Consider the following 15562-nt stretch of genomic DNA (forward strand, 5'->3'; position numbering starts at 1 on the left):
CGCCCTGTAGATCACCGGGTTTGACGCGGATCAGGCTGCGGCGATTGCCGGGCGGAAAGGGGCGGTATCGTCGTCCTGTGCGTCCTCGATCAGCGCCTTGTGCAGCACCTTGATCGTCTGGGCCATCTGGGACTTGTCGACCATCACCTGCATCTCGACGCGGCGGGTGCCCTGCTGCATCGCGATGGGGTGGATGCCCGCCGCATCCAGCGCGTTCAGCGCGCGGCGCATCACACCGAGGCTGGACAGGTCGCTGCCGATGACCGAGACCAGCGCAAGGTTGCGTGTCGTGATCTCGGCGCTGGGAAAGCGTTTCGCAAGATCGCGCTCGGCCCTGCGGATGGACTTGAGCGATCCGTCCAGCCAATGGGTGATGCAATTGGCGTTCGAGGTCTTGGACACGATCCAGATGTCATGCCGCGTCAGCGCATCCAGAATGGCCGCGTCATAGCCTTTCGCGCCCACCATGTCCGGCTCGAACAGTTCGAACGCATAGACGCCCAGGCCCGTGACCATCTCGACCCGGCCCGGCGTGCCGCCATCGGGGCCGATGAAGGTGCCGGGATCCTCGGGTTCGAACGCATGTTTGACGCGCAGCGGCACATCGGCCTGGCGCAGGATCTTGGCGGCATTGGGGTGGATCGCCTCCATCCCCAGGTTCGACAACTGGTCGGCCACGTCATATGATGTGCGCCCGATCTTGTGCACGGCCTCCAGCCCCACCAGCTTGGGATCGGCGCTGGACAGATGGAACTCCTTGTGGATGATCGCCTCGGCCGCACCTGTGCGCGCGGCAAGATGGGCAAAGACCACTTCCGTGTAGCCGCGGTCATATTCGCGCATCAACCCTTCGGAACATTGGGCGTAGCCCGTCACGATCGGCAGGTCCGAGGTCAGGTCCAGCCCTTCCAGCCCCTGTTCAAGGCGCTGGTCCAGACTGGGCTGGCTGTCGTCGCGCCAGCCTGTCAGGTCGACGAAGCGCGCATTCACCCCGTGGCGGTTCAAAAGCAGCGTGGTGACAAAGGCGGAATGCGCCTCGCCCAGGCCCGACAACAGTTCGCGCAGGGTCAGCAGATGGGCGTTGATCCGGAAATGCCCGTAAGAGCACAGGCGCTGCAGGTCGATCATGCAGGCGCGCGCGCCCTCGATCCGGTCACGCACGAAGGCGTCGGCGCTGTGCCGGTCGCCGATGTCGGTCAGGATCTCGCCATGCACGCGCATCATCTCGGCGCCCGTGGCGGTCAGCGCCTCGGACCAGCCTTCGTCGTTATCGGCATCCGCGAACAGGGCATAGACGCCGGACTGGCCGGATTTCTTGTGCTCCAGCAGCGCATTGGTGATCCCGCCAAAGGCCGAGACCACGAAGATGCGCCCATAGGGATCATCACGCAGATAGAGGCTGTCCAGCAGTTCGGGGGCGCGGCTCATGCAGGTGCCGCCGATCTTTTCAACGGTATGTGTCATGTGGGAATCGCGCCGGCCAGTGACGGCCGGTCGCCCTTTCGTATGTGAAATGTCAGGATGTGCCGCGGTGAAGCCGATCAGTCGGCCAGCGCGTAGGAGCCGTCGGCGCGGTGCACTTCCTTGCCGGTGACCGGCGGGTTGAAGCAGCAGGCCAGCACAAGTTCGCGGCGCGCGCGCAGCGTGTGCTTGTCATGCAGGTTCAGCGCATACATCACGCCGGGCGTGATCTGATGGACCTTGCCGGTGGCCAGATCCTCGATCTCGCCCTCGCCAGAGATGCAATAGACGCTCTCGAAATGGTTCTTGTAGTGGAACGTATGCTCACTACCGGCCTGAATGGTGGTGATGTGGAAGGAAAAGCCCATTCCGTCATCGGCCAGCAGCAGGCGCACGGATTCCCATTTCTGATCCGCCACCCGGCGATCTGTCTTCTTCTCGATATTGAAATCACGAACGATCATGTCTGCTTACTCCGCTGCAATCTTCTGGCTGTGGCTATGGGGGGCGGTCCGGGCGCGTGTCGCGGCCTCGAGGATATCGAGACCGGCCTTGAGCTGCGCCATCGGAATGGTCAGCGGGGCCAGTACCTTGACCACCTCGTCATGCGCGCCCGAGGTTTCGATGATCAGGCCCTGATCGAAACAGTCGGCGCAGATCGCACCGGCCAGCTCGCCCGAGGTCACATCGACGCCCTGCATCATGCCGCGCCCCTTGAGGGTGGCGCCGGGCACCAGGGCGGCGATATCGGCCAGACGCTGGTTCAGCACCTTGGCCTTTTCCGCGATCTCGGTCTGGAACCTGTCGTCCGACCAGAATTTCTTGAGCGCGACACGGGCCGTGATGAAGGCATGGTTGTTGCCCCGGAACGTGCCGTTGTGCTCGGCCGGCTTCCAGATGTCGAATTCGGGCCGGATCAGCAGGGCCGCGAAGGGCAGGCCCATGCCCGACAGCGACTTCGCCAGCGGGATCATGTCGGGGACAACGCCCATCTCCTCGAAGGAAAAGAACGTGCCTGTGCGGCCGATGCCCGCCTGGATGTCATCCAGGATCAGCAGCGCGCCATGACGCTTGGCCAGGGCTGCGATGCCCTTGATCCATTTGGCGGATGCGGCGTTCAGACCGCCTTCGCCCTGCACGGGTTCCAGCAGGAAGGCAGCGGGCGCGTCCATGCCGGAGGAGGGGTTGTCCAGCATCATCTCGATCTGTGCCAGCGTATCGACGCCGGGGCCGAAGGCGCCTTCATAGGGCAGGTGGGTCACGCCGGGGATCGGCATGCCCGCACCGCCGCGCTTGCCCGCGTTGCCGGTGGCGCCAAGCGCGCCCAGCGTCATGCCGTGAAAGCCGTTGGTGAAGGCCACGATATTGTGGCGCCCCGTGACCTTGCGGGCCAGCTTCATCGCGGCCTCGACCGCGTTGGTGCCGGTGGGGCCGGTCATCATGATCTTGTGATCCATGCCGCGCGGCTTCAGGATCACGTCTTCGAAGGTTTCCAGAAAGGCGGTCTTGGCGTTGGTATGCATGTCCAGGCCATGGGTCACGCCGTCCGCCGCGATATGGGCGATCAGCGCATCCTTCATGTCCGGGTCATTATGCCCGTAGTTCAGCGAGGAACAGCCCGCCAGGAAGTCGATGTAGTCGCGGCCCGATGCATCCGTCATCGTGGCGTTGGACGCCTTGACGAATTCGGTGGGGAAGCTGCGGCAATAGCTGCGGGCTTCGGATTCGCGACGGGTATAGATGCCGGAGACACCGGCGTGGTCGGTGCGTGTCATGGTGTGAACCTTTCGGTGCTTATGAGGGAAGGTGGATCAGGCCGCTTGCTGGCGGGCGCTGTCCTGGGCCTGGCGGGCGTCCGATGCTGCGCGCGCCGCGTCTTGCACGGCGGCTTTCGTTGCTTCGGAAAAGTCGATCTCGACCAGGTATTCTGTCGCGTGCGCGCCGTCGAAATGGGCGCCGCGTTCAAAATGGGGGGCATGGGTCAATATACCGCCGCGCTTGCGCGCGAAGGCCCGGAACAATCCCCAAGAGGGTTTGTTGTCCCGTGTGATGGTGGTTTCGATCCGGCTGACATCGGCCAGTTCTGGACGATCGAACAGCGCGCGCAGCATCCGGCCTGCAAGGCCAAGCCCGCGTGCTTCGGCGCTGACGGCAACCTGCCAGACAAACAGCGTGTCGGTCTTTTCGGGCGGGATATGCCCCGAAATCCAGCCGACGATCTGACCGTCGCGTTCGGCCAGAATGCAGGTGTCCGCGAAATGGTCGCATTGGATCAGGTTGAAATACATCGAATTTTCGTCCAGCGGCTTGCAGGCGCTGATCAGCGCCCAGACATCCGAGCCGTCCGCGACGGTCGGTTTGCGCAGCCGGACGTTCGGCCTTCGGGTCTTGAGCGGATTTGCAGTGTCAGACATCAGTCCCTCATGTCGCTATTTCATTCGATGGCCGAAACATAAGCTTTGGTCATCGAATTGCAACCCCTTTACGGAAATGAGCAGGAATTTGCTATTTATGCTTATATTCACTATATATTGGATGTGTGGCCAGGATGATCCTGTAGAAATCCTGGATAAATGCTTTGGTAATCGAATTTAAAGGAGGAAGCTTCATGCTTCGTCAGTCTAACGATATTCTTGCAAGTGAAACGGGTTCCGCCCAGAATGGCGCGCCGTCCACATGGGGTATCGACATGACCAGCCGATCCGAATCCGCCCTCATCACCCTGCGCCGCATCATGCATGTCACGGATACGAACGCGCGCGCGCTGGCGCGGCGCACCGGGCTGACCCTGGCGCAGATGATCGTTCTTGAAATCGTGGCCGAGGATGATCGCACCACCCCCAAGGAGATTGCCCGCCGGTCCGGCGTCAGCCAGGCCACCATCACATCCCTGATCGACAAGCTAGAGGCGCGCGGTCTGGTGACCCGCCGCCGCAGCGTGCAGGACCGCCGGCTGATCCGTGTTGCCGCCACCGAAGAGGGGCGCAGGTTGCTGGCAAATGCGCCCAACCCGCTTTACGCCGCCTTCAGCGCGCGTTTCGAGGGCCTGCCGGAGTGGGAGCAGCTGATGCTGATGTCGGCGCTGGAGCGGGTCGCGGGCCTGATGAATGCCGATGCCGTCGAGGCGCTGCCGCAGGTGGATGAGGCGCGCGCCGCCAGTATGTGAATTTTCGCACATTAAATGCCAAAATACGTAAGTTTCGTGCATTAATGTTTGGGTGTAGGGTGGTGTCGTCATCAATCCCTTGCGAAAGAGGCCAAGCATGAGCTGGAACCCCGCCCTTGATCCCCATTGCCCCACCGGCGATGACGTCGATTCCATCGAAACCGTGATCGTGCCGCGCGCCCGTGACCTGGGCGGGTTCGAGGTGCGCCGCGCCTTGCCGGCGCCGCGCCGCCAGATGGTCGGGCCTTTCATCTTTTTCGATCAGATGGGGCCTGCGGAATTCGTGACCGGGCAGGGGATCGACGTGCGTCCACATCCGCATATCGGTCTGGCCACTGTTACCTATCTGATGAAAGGCCAGATCCATCACCGCGACAGCCTGGGCACCGATCAATGGATCACGCCGGGTGCTGTCAACTGGATGGTGGCGGGCAATGGCATCACCCATTCCGAACGCACCGATGGCGAGATCCGCCGCGCGCCGCACAGCTTGCTGGGCATCCAGACATGGGTTGCCCTGCCGAAGGGGGCCGAGGATGGCGCGGCCGCGTTCGCGCATGCCGCCAAGGACTCCTTGCCGCTGCTGGAGGGCGAGGGCAAGACCCTGCGCCTGATCCTGGGCAATGCCTGGGGCGCGCAGGCGCCGGTCAAGACCCCGTCCGAGATGTTCTATGCCGATGCGGTATTGCAGCCGGGCGCCGCGATTCCCCTGCCGGACAATCACGAGGATCGCGGCGTCTATGTGATGGACGGCCAGGTCGATGTGGCGGGCCAGAGCTTTGACGCGGGCCGGATGATGGTGTTCCGCCCCGCAGACCGGATCAGCCTGAAGGCGGGGCCGCAGGGGGCGCGTGTGCTGCTGCTGGGCGGCGAGACGCTGGAGGGGCCGCGCTATATCTGGTGGAACTTCGTGGCGTCCTCGAAAGAGCGGATCGAGGCGGCCAAGGAAGCCTGGCGCGAAGGTGACTGGGAGCATGGCCGCTTTCGCCTGCCGCCCGGTGACGATGCCGAACACATACCCCTGCCGCCACGGTAATCCGCGCTGCCCGATGGGCTGTCGCTTTTTGGGTAAATCGTTGTTGACGGGGCGGGATGGACCGCATAAGTAGCCTCTCACGCTTGGGAGACCATGCGGATAGCGAGCGGTTGTAGCTCAGTTGGTTAGAGTACCGGCCTGTCACGCCGGGGGTCGCGGGTTCGAGCCCCGTCAACCGCGCCATCGCTATCCCTTGTTGCCCCTCGCGCGATGCGCGGTTGTAGCTCAGTTGGTTAGAGTACCGGCCTGTCACGCCGGGGGTCGCGGGTTCGAGCCCCGTCAACCGCGCCATTATTACAGACTTCACAGGATGCCCCATGGCCTTGCTGGACAGGATCTCTTGGCCAATCGTGGCCGTGCTTTGCCTGACGCTGGGCCTGGCGCCCTTCGCGCCGGAACCGCATCTGTGGGAAAAGCTGAAGATGCTGGCGGCGGGCGAGCTGCGCCGCGCCATCGATGTCTTTGATCTTCTGTGGCACGCCTTGCCCTGGCTGCTGGCCATCCTGAAAGGGTGGCGCGGTCTGCGTCAGTCGTAGCTGTAGCCAAGGGCGGCTTCCTGATCCAGGTCCAGGCGACCGCGCAGCCATTCCATATCCTCGGGGGCAAGGGCCTTGGGGGTTTGCGGCCTGTCCGGGATCGCAGGTTTGAACTTGGCGCCCAGGCGTTTGACCACGCGCCGCACCGGGTTCTTGGGCGCGGGCAGGTCCAGCCCCGAGCAGATCGCCTGCAGCACTTCGCCGGGGTGGGTCACGGCCTCTTCCATCCGCAGCAGGACAAAGGTGCATCCGGCGGCGCGACGGGCCAGCAGGCTGTCCAGCTTTCCCTGTCGCAGCGCGATCAGGTCGGGATAGCGTTCCAGCGTTTCGGGGTCGCGGTCCGGCTTGAGCGGGCGACCCAGCACGCGCTCGGGCACGTTGAAATACCGCGACCGGTCAAAGATCGTATCCCAGGGCGCGCGGATGAATGCGGGAAATTCCAGCGCCTGCATGGCGGGGGTGCAGTGCCAGGGCTTGGCATGCATCGACAGCACCCATGGCACCGCATGGCGCACCACGCAGATCAGCGCCAGATCTGCGGGAACCTCTTTTGCATGGGTATGGGCATGTTTCCATCCCAGCGCCTCGGTCGGTTTCAGGGCGACGTTCTTGCCGATCAGCCGCTTGACGTAATTGGTGCCTGAACTGCGTTCGCCCAGAACCTGAAAGCGGGTGGGGCGTGTCCCGTTACCGGCGATGTGCAGGCCGGTCCGGGCAAAATCGGCCGGGATCATTTCGGTCTTTCCTGCCACCGGGTAACATCCACTTGTGTTTTAATGATTCTCCTGGCGCAGCAAACAGGCTAATCAGGGCATGGGCAAGTGCAGGTGAGGTTCAGTGATGCAGACAGTTGCGGCAGCCGTGACCATGGTGCGGGATGATGCGTTCTTTCTGAATGCGTGGTTGCGCCACTATGGCGGCCTGTTCGGGCGCGAGAATTGCTACGTGGTCAATCACGGGCGCGGCGATATCGTCAACGATCTGGCGAAAGGCTGCAATATCATCGGGATACCGGGCGATCCTCACAAGAATTTTGACATGAAGCGCTGGCGGCTTCTGAACAATCTGGTGGCGGGGCTGAAATCCTATTACAGCCATGTGATCGTCGGGGATGTCGATGAACTGGTGGTGATTGATCCCGCCAAGGGGCAAAATCTGCTTGAATACCTTGCCGTAACGCCCGAAAAACAGGTGATAACCCCGCTTGGGCTGGAAGTGATCCACCGCATCGACCAGGAGCCCGATCCGGTCACCGACCGGATCATCGGTCCGCGACGCCATGTACGCGTGGCGCCGCATTATTCCAAACCCTGCATCGTATCGACCGGGACCAAGATCGCGCGGGGCGGGCATTACACCCAGTATGCCAAGCTGCATGCGCCGGATGAGCTCTATCTGCTGCATCTGAAATTCTGCGATTTCTCGGCCTATGCCGAGGTGATGGACCGCCGCAATGCCACCACGGCCGAGGTGGGCGGCGATGTGAAGGACACCGCCATCGGACGGCACTGGTTCGCCGAGGCGCGCGGCGAGGATCGCGCGGTCTTCGAGGCGTTCGCCGGTTTGGACATGGTCGAGGGTTTCGACATGACCCCCTATCGCCGCAAGATGCGCCGCAGCTTTCGCCCGCGTGGCGATACGGGATTTTATTGTTTCGACAGGCCGGATTACAAGCAGCAGTTCATCTTGCCGGAACGGTTCGTCGGCGTGGTCTGAACCGGGTCAGCCCCGGTCCAGAAAGGCGCGCAGCGCGGCCAATGTGTCTTGCGGCGCGGTGTCCGGGAAGAAATGCCCGCCCGGCACGGTGCCTGTCCGCAGGTCGGTGCAGCGGTCGGCCCAGGTGGCCGGCACGTCATAGGCCCGCGCCATGGCCCCGTCAGCCCCGTAAAGCACCAGTGTCGGGCAGGTCACGCGGCGGTCAAGGTCGGCCCCGTCCAGCGCCAGATCGTATTGGATCGCGGCGCGGTAATCGTTGCACATGCCCCGGATCGTGTCGTGGTCACGCCATGACGCGCGATAGGCGGCCAGCTGCGCGGGATCGAAATCCTCCAGCGTGGCGCCGCCCCATCCCAGCAGGCAGGAATGGTAGTAGAAATCCGGGTCCGCCCCGATCATGGTTTCGGGAAAGGGTTCGGGCTGTGCCAGGAAAAACCAGTGATAATAGGCTTTTGCAACCTGGTATGAAAGTTGCGTCAGCAGCATGTGGGTGGGGATGATATCCATCACCGTCAGGCTGTTCACCCGCGCGGGCGCATCCAGCGCGATCCGGTGCGCGGTGCGCGCGCCCCGGTCGTGCCCCACAAGGTCGAACCGGTCATGGCCCAGATGATCCATCAGCGCCAGGATGTCGCCGCCCATGGCGCGAAAGCTGTAATCGGCCACATCGGCAGGCTTGCCGGATTTGCCATAGCCACGCAGGTCGGGGCAGATCACGCGCCGCCCTTGCGCCAGCGCGGGCGCAATATGCGCCCACATGGCCCGTGTCTGGGGAAAGCCGTGCAGCAGCACAAGCGGCGCGCCGTCGCCGCCCGCACCATAGGCCACATCGACGCCGTCGTTGTTGAAGATCGCTTCGGAAAAACCTGATATCATGACAGTTTATCCAGAACCCGCGCCCAGCTGCGGATGCCCTTGTGGAAACATTCCATGTCGTATTTCTCGTTCGGGGAATGGATCTGGTCATCGTCGCGACCAAAACCCGCAAGGATCGATTCCATGCCCAGGATCGACTGGAAATAACCTGCGATCGGGATCGAGCCGCCGCAGCCGACATAAGAGGCGGGCGTGCCCCATTCCTCGGTCAGGGCGTGGCGGGTCTGTTCGAACAAGGGATGGTCGATCTGCATCTGGCTTGCGGCAGCGCCGCCCAGTTCCTTCCATTCCACGCGGCAATCGGGCGGTAGTTGTGCCGTCACCCAGTCGCGGAAATTGCGGCTGATCGCGTCGGGATCCTGCTGGCCGACCAGGCGGAAGCTGATCTTGGCATGGGCCTCGGCCGGTAGCACGGTCTTGAACCCCTCGCCGGTATAGCCGCCCCATATGCCGTTGATCTCCGCCGTCGGGCGCGACCAGATCATTTCCAGCGGGGTGCGGTCATCCTCGCCCGCGGGCTGCGACAGGCCCACATCGCCCAGGAAGGTCGCGTGATCGAAGGCCAGGTTCTGCCACTGCGCGCGGATCGCGTCGGGCAGTTCGGGGACGCCTTCATAGAAACCCGGCACGGTGACATGGCCATGATCGTCATGCAGACCGCCCAGGATGCGGGTCAGCACGCGGATCGGGTTGATCGCGGGGCCGCCATACATGCCCGAATGCAGATCGCGCGTGGCGGCGTTGATGGTGAATTCCTCGCGCGCCATGCCGCGCAGCATGGTGATGATCGCGGGCGCGGTGTCCTGGAACATGCCGGTGTCGCAGATCAGCGCCACATCGGCGCGCAGCTCGTCGGCATTGTCGCGCAGGAAGGGGATGAGGGACGGAGAGCCTGATTCCTCCTCCCCCTCGAACAGGAAGGTGATGCGGCAGGGCAGGCTGCCGTTCACGGCCTTCCAGGCGCGGCAGGCCTCGAGAAAGGTCATCAGCTGGCCCTTGTCATCGGCCGCCCCGCGCCCGCGGATCACCTTGCCCTTGGGCGTATCCTCGACGCGTGGATCAAACGGATCCGAATGCCACAGCGAAAGCGGATCGACAGGCTGCACGTCGTAGTGGCCGTAGAACAGAACATGCGGGCTGTTTTCGGGACCATCGACATGGCCCACCACCATCGGATGGCCCGACGTGGGCCGGACGCTGGCGGTGATTCCCATGCTGGCCAGATCGCTGACCAGCCATTCGGCCGCGGTCTGGCAATCGGCCTTGAAGGCCGGGTCGGTCGAGATCGAGGGGACGCGCAGCAGGTCCAGCAAACGATCGGTCGCGGCCGGCAGGTCCGCGTCGATGCGGGCAAGTACGTCTTTCAGCGGCATGGGGGTCCTTTCCGTGCAGTCTTGCGCCCGGTGCGGGGCATTTGCCGCAGACCGTAGCAGGCCTGATCCCGCTGTCCAGAGACCAGGTGCGACCCTTTGCGCCCATGGTCCCACGGGCACTGGAAAGCAGCGTTGAAGGTGCTATCCCCTTGATGCAGATCAAAGCGGCGCGGCAGCGGCAATTTGTAACCTGTTGCATGGAATGGTCTGAAACTATATCCATTCCAAATTGGCTATATGGGCCTCGGGGCCGTCCCGCCCTGGCGGGTCAAGACGAAAGAAGGGGGATGCCGGTGGATTATTCAGCCCAGCTGGATCAGGCGATCAACAACCTGCACAAGGAAGGCCGTTACCGCACCTTCATCGATATCGAGCGTCAGCGCGGGCATTTTCCGCATGCCGTGTGGCGCAAGCCCGATGGAACGGAGGCGCCGATCACCGTCTGGTGCGGCAACGATTACCTTGGCATGGGGCAGCACCCCGCGGTTCTGGCCGCGATGCACGAGGCGCTGGACGCCACGGGTGCGGGATCGGGCGGCACGCGCAACATCTCGGGCACGACTGTCTGGCACAAGCGGCTGGAAAAGGAACTGGCGGACCTGCATGGCAAGGAGGCGGCTTTGCTGTTCACCTCGGCCTATATCGCGAATGATGCGACGCTGAGCACGCTGCCCAAGCTGTTCCCCGGCCTGATCATCTATTCCGACGCGCTGAACCATGCCTCGATGATCGAAGGGGTGCGCCGCAACGGCGGCGCCAAGCGCATCTTCCGCCACAATGACGTGGCCCATCTGCGCGAACTGCTGGCGGCGGACGATCCGCAAGCGCCCAAGCTGATCGCCTTCGAATCCGTCTATTCGATGGATGGCGATTTCGGCCCGATCGAGGCGATCTGCGACCTGGCGGACGAATTCGGCGCGCTGACCTATATCGACGAGGTCCATGCCGTGGGCATGTATGGCCCGCGCGGGGCAGGGGTGGCCGAACGTGACCGCCTGATGCACCGTCTGGACATCATCAACGGGACGCTGGCCAAGGCTTATGGCGTGATGGGCGGCTATATCGCGGCCAGCGCCAAGATGTGCGACGCGATCCGGTCCTATGCGCCGGGCTTCATCTTCACCACCTCGCTGCCGCCCGCGATCGCGGCGGGGGCCGCGGCGTCGGTGGCGCATCTGAAGCGTGACAATGCCCTGCGCGAGCAGCACCAGACACAGGCGAAGATCCTCAAGACCCGGCTCAAGGGGCTGGGCCTGCCGATCATCGACCATGGCAGCCATATCGTGCCCGTCATCGTGGGCGACCCGGTCCATACCAAGAAGCTGTCTGACATGCTGCTTGAGGGCTATGGCATCTATGTCCAGCCGATCAACTTTCCGACCGTGCCACGTGGCACCGAGCGGCTGCGTTTCACGCCGTCGCCGGTGCATGGACCCAAGGAGATGGACCGCCTCGTACACGCTATGGACGAGCTATGGGCGCATTGTGCGCTGAATCGCGCCGAAATGAGCGCCTGACCACCGATTGCGTGTAAATGTTCTTGTGCTGTGTTACCGTTATATCAAGAAAGAGTGAGGCTCGAATCGGCGACGGTGAGAGTCTGAAACCTCAAGCAACGGGGCAGCGGGCATGATCGGGCGCAGATTCACCCGAAAGGTCGAAGACAAGGTTGTCGAGCCGAAAGGCTTTGACGATTACGATCTGCGTTTGGGTGACCTGATGCGGGGCGAACGCGCCACGATGGGCAAATCCCTGCTGGACGTGCAGCGCGAGCTGCGGATTCGTGCAGCCTATATCGCCGCGATCGAGAATTGCGACCCCTCTGCCTTTGACACCCCCGGTTTCATCGCGGGCTATGTGCGGTCTTATGCGCGCTATCTGAACATGGATCCCGATCAGGCTTTTGCGGCCTTCTGCGCCGAAAGCGGTTTTTCCACCGCCCATGGCATGTCGGCGGCCGCATCCTCGGCCCGCAAGATGCCCGCGGCCCGGCAGGCCCCCAGCGTACGCGACCCCTTCGCCACGCCCACCACACCGTTTGCCCCCGCAAAGGATGCGTTCTTCAGCCAGATCGAACCGCGTGCCGTGGGATCCACGCTGGTGTTGCTGATGCTGATCGGAACGATCGGTTACGGCGGCTGGTCGGTTCTGAACGAAGTGCAGCGCGTCACCTTTGCCCCGGTCGAGAATACGCCCGATGTGCTGAGCGATCTTGATCCGCTCAAGGCAGCCCCCGCGCCGCGTGGCGATAGCGTGACCGATACGCTTGCCTCTGGCGGCAGCACGGCGGCACGCAACGATGCACTGTCGCGGATGTACCGTCCGCAGGCGCTTGACGTGCCTGTGCTTGTGGCGCGCGATGCCCCCATCGCGACGATCGACCCTTCGACGGTTGGCGCCTTTGCCGATCGCGGGACCGGCGAGCGTAGCCTTGCCCTGGCCGAAACCGACGCGCGCGACGCCTTGCCCTTCGGGCCGCAGATGCCGCGTGTCGTGGCCGAGCCAAGCCCCGGGGTCGAGATGGTGGCCGTACGCTCTGCCTGGGTCAGGGTGAACGCGTCGGACGGAACCGTGATCTTCGAAGGCATCATGGAAGCGGGTGATCGCTATGCCGTGCCGCCGACGGAAGACCCGGCCGTGTTGCGCGTGGGCGAATCGGGTTCGGTCTATTTCGCGGTCAACGGGCAGCACTATGGCCCGGTCGGGCCGCGTGGGACAGTCACGTCGAATGTCACGCTGTCGGTGGATCATGTCACGGCAACCTACCAGGTGGCCGATCTTCAGACCGATACCGATCTGGCCCGCACCGTGGCCGAGGCCGGGCCGGCTGCTCCCGTCGCGGACTGATCCACGTCGATTGACGCGGTGCGGTGATTGCGGCGCGGTCTGTCGCGCGATATGATCATGCCAACAGGCGTGATGGCGCCGCTCGCGAACAGGAAATTCCCGATGTCCCTCAACCACATCCGCCCCTGGCGCAATATCTATCGCCGCAAGAGCCGCCAGATCCATGTGGGTCGTGTGGCCGTGGGGGGCGATGCGCCGATCTCGGTGCAGACGATGACGAACACGCTGACCACCGATGTGGCCGCGACTGTCGCGCAGATCAACGCCGCCGCCGAGGCGGGGGCAGATATCGTGCGCGTCTCGGTGCCCGATCAGGAAAGTTCACGCGCCCTGCGTCAGATCGTGCGCGAGGTCGATGTGCCGATCGTGGCGGATATCCATTTCCACTACAAACGCGGGATCGAAGCCGCCGAGGCGGGGGCGGCCTGCCTGCGGATCAACCCCGGCAATATCGGCGATGCCGCCCGCGTGCGCGAGGTGATCAAGGCTGCACGGGACAACAACTGTTCGATCCGGATCGGCGTCAACGCGGGGTCGCTGGAAAAGCACCTGCTGGACAAATACGGCGAGCCTTGCCCCGATGCGATGGTGGAATCCGGCATGGATCACATCAGGATCCTGCAGGACAACGATTTTCACGAGTTCAAGATCAGCGTGAAGGCCAGTGACGTCTTCATGGCCGCTGCCGCCTATCAGCAACTGGCCGAGGCGACCGATGCACCGATCCACCTGGGCATCACCGAGGCGGGGGGATTCGTGTCCGGCACGATCAAGTCTGCCATTGGCCTGGGCAACCTGTTGTGGATGGGCATTGGCGACACGATCCGCGTCTCGCTATCTGCCGATCCGGTGCAGGAGGTCAAGGTCGGGTTCGAGATCCTCAAGTCGCTGGGGCTGCGCCATCGCGGGGTCAACATCATCTCTTGCCCGTCCTGCGCGCGGCAGGGGTTTGACGTGATCAAGACTGTCGAAATCCTTGAAAAGCGGCTGGAACATATCAAGACGCCCATGAGCCTGAGCATCATCGGCTGCGTCGTGAACGGTCCGGGCGAGGCGCTGATGACCGATGTCGGGTTCACCGGCGGCGGGGCAGGGTCGGGCATGGTCTATCTGGCGGGCAAGCAAAGCCACAAGCTGGGCAATGACCAGATGATCGACCATATCGTCGAACAGGTCGAAAAGCGCGCCGAAGCGATCGAGACCGAGAAAAAGGCCGAGGCCACGACCGAAGCGGCGGAATAGGCGCGTTCAGCGGGTCAGGTAGCGGTCCAGCACCACCGGCGGGATATGCCCCTGCAACATCATCTGCGGCAGCACATAGGCCGGCATGTCTGACAGTTCCAGGTCGGCCGCCAGGGCCGCAGCATCGGGATCCGACAGGCTGAACAGGGTGACCCGCAGATCATGAACCGCAGCCATCGCGCGCAGGTCCGCCAGGGCCTGATCGCAATCGGTGCAATCCTCATCCGTGAACAGCGCGATGCGCCTTTGGGCCGTGACCGGGCCGAAACCGTCCTGTGCGGGATCGAAAAGACGCGGGCCAAGCCGTTCAAGCCGCGCCATGTCGTCATCCACGGCTGCCTGGTAGGGCGATGGCGGCGCAAGGGCACGGGCCACCAGATCGGGTTCGTCCAGCAGAAGCTTGCGGATCTCGGCCCCAAGGGCGGCACGCTCCTGCGGGGTGAACAGGGCGGGGTCCGCCCGCAGGGTCAGGCCGGACGACAGGCACGCGCAGCAGATAACCGCGCGGACCCATTGTGTCGAAGTGAACATTCCTGTCTGCCCGCGCTCAGTCCTTGCGGGCTTCGGCGACAAGGCGCTGCATGTCGGCAAGGGGCATGTAGCCGCGCAGCAACTGGTCTTGCAGCACGAAGGTCGGCGTGCCGCTGATCTGAAGCCGGCCGGCCAGCGCGTGATTGGCCGCGATGACCTGTGTGACCTCGTCGCTGGTCATTTGCGCCGTGATCGCCGCGGCATCCAGATCCAGTTCACCGGCCATCCGCTCCAGCGCTTCGGGGGTGATGTTGCCACGGTAGCTGATCAGCATGTCATGCGCGGCCTTGTAGGCATCGTCACCCGCGATCTGCTTGACCGCGATCGCAAAGCGCGAGGACAGCACGGATTCTTCGCCCAGGATCGGGAATTCCTTGAGGATGAAGCGGATATTGCCATCGGATTCCAGCAGTTGCTCCACCTCGGGATGGGCGCGGCGGCAGAAGCTGCAGCGATAATCGGTGAACTCGATCAGGGTGATGTCGCCGTCGGGATTGCCGCCCACCCAGGAATGCCCGTCATTGAGCAGCGCCTCGCTATTGGCGCGGACCATTTCCACGTCGCCCATAGCCTGCGCGTCGGCCTGGCGCTGTTCAAGGATGGCCACCGCCTCCATGATCACTTCGGGATTGTCCAGAAGATAGGCGCGGATCTCGTCGCGCAGGGTGCTGCGCTCGGTCTCGGACATGTCGGTGATGTCGAAGGCCTGCGCCGGGGCGGCGAGGGCAAGACCGGCGAAAGCCATCCCGAAGGTTGCTGCGCGGAAAAGGGGCGTCAT

The 15562-nt window shown here is 63.5% G+C and carries 16 protein-coding genes and 2 tRNA genes; 9 read left to right on the top strand and 9 right to left on the bottom strand.

Going from position 1 to position 15562, the window contains the following annotated elements:
* Positions 1-30 precede the first annotated feature (30 nt).
* From ACFQ3C_RS03310 to ectA, 4 genes are all read right to left on the bottom strand, one after another.
* A complete protein-coding gene (locus ACFQ3C_RS03310; RefSeq protein WP_380789000.1) occupies positions 31-1464 on the bottom strand; it encodes an aspartate kinase in 1434 nt (477 codons plus the stop codon).
* Between the two features lie 77 nt (positions 1465-1541).
* Positions 1542-1925, bottom strand: a complete 384-nt coding sequence (locus ACFQ3C_RS03315) for an ectoine synthase (RefSeq protein WP_375571572.1) — start codon at positions 1923-1925, stop codon at positions 1542-1544.
* Between the two features lie 6 nt (positions 1926-1931).
* Positions 1932-3236: a diaminobutyrate--2-oxoglutarate transaminase gene (ectB, locus tag ACFQ3C_RS03320; RefSeq protein WP_380789001.1), complete on the bottom strand. Its 1305-nt coding sequence runs from the start codon at positions 3234-3236 to the stop codon at positions 1932-1934.
* 36 nt (positions 3237-3272) lie between these two features.
* Positions 3273-3875, bottom strand: a complete 603-nt coding sequence (ectA, locus tag ACFQ3C_RS03325; RefSeq protein ID WP_380789002.1) for a diaminobutyrate acetyltransferase — start codon at positions 3873-3875, stop codon at positions 3273-3275.
* Positions 3876-4069: 194 nt separating this feature from the next.
* Between ectA and ACFQ3C_RS03330 the strand changes: the two genes are divergently transcribed.
* The 5 genes from ACFQ3C_RS03330 (at position 4070) to ACFQ3C_RS03350 (ending at position 6199) form a co-directional block, all read left to right on the top strand.
* Positions 4070-4627, top strand: a complete 558-nt coding sequence (locus tag ACFQ3C_RS03330) for a MarR family winged helix-turn-helix transcriptional regulator (RefSeq protein ID WP_380789003.1) — start codon at positions 4070-4072, stop codon at positions 4625-4627.
* A 97-nt stretch (positions 4628-4724) separates the two neighbouring features.
* Positions 4725-5663: a pirin family protein gene (locus ACFQ3C_RS03335; RefSeq protein ID WP_380789004.1), complete on the top strand. Its 939-nt coding sequence runs from the start codon at positions 4725-4727 to the stop codon at positions 5661-5663.
* Positions 5664-5769: 106 nt separating this feature from the next.
* Positions 5770-5846, top strand: a tRNA-Asp gene (locus tag ACFQ3C_RS03340).
* A 31-nt stretch (positions 5847-5877) separates the two neighbouring features.
* Positions 5878-5954: transfer RNA gene (locus tag ACFQ3C_RS03345), tRNA-Asp, on the top strand.
* A 26-nt stretch (positions 5955-5980) separates the two neighbouring features.
* The gene (locus ACFQ3C_RS03350; protein WP_380789005.1) at positions 5981-6199 is read left to right on the top strand and encodes an RND transporter; all 219 of its coding nucleotides are present in this window, start codon (positions 5981-5983) and stop codon (positions 6197-6199) included.
* On the opposite strand, the gene ACFQ3C_RS03355 is transcribed toward ACFQ3C_RS03350, so the two are convergent.
* A complete protein-coding gene (locus ACFQ3C_RS03355; protein ID WP_380789006.1) occupies positions 6190-6951 on the bottom strand; it encodes a hypothetical protein in 762 nt (253 codons plus the stop codon). The genes ACFQ3C_RS03350 and ACFQ3C_RS03355 overlap by 10 nt on opposite strands.
* Before the next feature lie 88 nt (positions 6952-7039).
* On the opposite strand from ACFQ3C_RS03355, the gene ACFQ3C_RS03360 reads away from it, so the two are divergent.
* Entirely contained in the window at positions 7040-7915 is an 876-nt protein-coding gene (locus ACFQ3C_RS03360; RefSeq protein ID WP_375573822.1) for a glycosyltransferase family 2 protein, read from the top strand.
* 6 nt (positions 7916-7921) lie between these two features.
* On the opposite strand, the gene ACFQ3C_RS03365 is transcribed toward ACFQ3C_RS03360, so the two are convergent.
* Entirely contained in the window at positions 7922-8791 is an 870-nt protein-coding gene (locus ACFQ3C_RS03365) for an alpha/beta fold hydrolase (RefSeq protein WP_380789007.1), read from the bottom strand.
* Positions 8788-10164 carry a M20/M25/M40 family metallo-hydrolase gene (locus tag ACFQ3C_RS03370; protein WP_380789008.1) on the bottom strand — a complete coding sequence of 459 codons (1377 nt, stop codon included), beginning with the start codon at positions 10162-10164 and terminating at the stop codon, positions 8788-8790. The genes ACFQ3C_RS03365 and ACFQ3C_RS03370 overlap by 4 nt, the downstream gene beginning before the upstream one ends.
* A gap of 293 nt (positions 10165-10457) precedes the next feature.
* Between ACFQ3C_RS03370 and hemA the strand changes: the two genes are divergently transcribed.
* From hemA to ispG, 3 genes are all read left to right on the top strand, one after another.
* A complete protein-coding gene (hemA, locus tag ACFQ3C_RS03375) occupies positions 10458-11681 on the top strand; it encodes a 5-aminolevulinate synthase (protein WP_380789009.1) in 1224 nt (407 codons plus the stop codon).
* A 112-nt stretch (positions 11682-11793) separates the two neighbouring features.
* Positions 11794-13011 carry a helix-turn-helix domain-containing protein gene (locus tag ACFQ3C_RS03380; RefSeq protein ID WP_380789010.1) on the top strand — a complete coding sequence of 406 codons (1218 nt, stop codon included), beginning with the start codon at positions 11794-11796 and terminating at the stop codon, positions 13009-13011.
* A 102-nt stretch (positions 13012-13113) separates the two neighbouring features.
* Complete coding sequence (ispG, locus tag ACFQ3C_RS03385; protein WP_380789011.1) at positions 13114-14253, top strand: flavodoxin-dependent (E)-4-hydroxy-3-methylbut-2-enyl-diphosphate synthase; 1140 nt, start codon at positions 13114-13116, stop codon at positions 14251-14253.
* Between the two features lie 6 nt (positions 14254-14259).
* On the opposite strand, the gene ACFQ3C_RS03390 is transcribed toward ispG, so the two are convergent.
* The gene (locus ACFQ3C_RS03390; protein WP_380789012.1) at positions 14260-14784 is read right to left on the bottom strand and encodes a disulfide bond formation protein DsbA; all 525 of its coding nucleotides are present in this window, start codon (positions 14782-14784) and stop codon (positions 14260-14262) included.
* A gap of 16 nt (positions 14785-14800) precedes the next feature.
* On the bottom strand, positions 14801-15562 hold the full coding sequence (locus ACFQ3C_RS03395) for a DsbA family protein (protein ID WP_380789013.1): 762 nt from the start codon (positions 15560-15562) through the stop codon (positions 14801-14803).

Source organism: Seohaeicola saemankumensis (assembly GCF_042678485.1).
GTDB lineage: Bacteria > Pseudomonadota > Alphaproteobacteria > Rhodobacterales > Rhodobacteraceae > Seohaeicola > Seohaeicola saemankumensis.

Coding starts and splice junctions, on each gene's coding strand:
- ACFQ3C_RS03370 (WP_380789008.1), bottom strand. CDS start 10,164: ATGCCGCTGAAAGACGTACTTGCCCGCATCGACGCGGACCTGCCGGCC.
- ACFQ3C_RS03390 (WP_380789012.1), bottom strand. CDS start 14,784: ATGTTCACTTCGACACAATGGGTCCGCGCGGTTATCTGCTGCGCGTGC.
- ACFQ3C_RS03365 (WP_380789007.1), bottom strand. CDS start 8,791: ATGATATCAGGTTTTTCCGAAGCGATCTTCAACAACGACGGCGTCGAT.
- ACFQ3C_RS03395 (WP_380789013.1), bottom strand. CDS start 15,562: ATGACGCCCCTTTTCCGCGCAGCAACCTTCGGGATGGCTTTCGCCGGT.
- ACFQ3C_RS03330 (WP_380789003.1), top strand. CDS start 4,070: ATGCTTCGTCAGTCTAACGATATTCTTGCAAGTGAAACGGGTTCCGCC.
- ispG (WP_380789011.1), top strand. CDS start 13,114: ATGTCCCTCAACCACATCCGCCCCTGGCGCAATATCTATCGCCGCAAG.
- ACFQ3C_RS03310 (WP_380789000.1), bottom strand. CDS start 1,464: ATGACACATACCGTTGAAAAGATCGGCGGCACCTGCATGAGCCGCGCC.
- ACFQ3C_RS03360 (WP_375573822.1), top strand. CDS start 7,040: ATGCAGACAGTTGCGGCAGCCGTGACCATGGTGCGGGATGATGCGTTC.
- ectA (WP_380789002.1), bottom strand. CDS start 3,875: ATGTCTGACACTGCAAATCCGCTCAAGACCCGAAGGCCGAACGTCCGG.
- ACFQ3C_RS03335 (WP_380789004.1), top strand. CDS start 4,725: ATGAGCTGGAACCCCGCCCTTGATCCCCATTGCCCCACCGGCGATGAC.
- ACFQ3C_RS03350 (WP_380789005.1), top strand. CDS start 5,981: ATGGCCTTGCTGGACAGGATCTCTTGGCCAATCGTGGCCGTGCTTTGC.
- ectB (WP_380789001.1), bottom strand. CDS start 3,236: ATGACACGCACCGACCACGCCGGTGTCTCCGGCATCTATACCCGTCGC.
- ACFQ3C_RS03380 (WP_380789010.1), top strand. CDS start 11,794: ATGATCGGGCGCAGATTCACCCGAAAGGTCGAAGACAAGGTTGTCGAG.
- ACFQ3C_RS03315 (WP_375571572.1), bottom strand. CDS start 1,925: ATGATCGTTCGTGATTTCAATATCGAGAAGAAGACAGATCGCCGGGTG.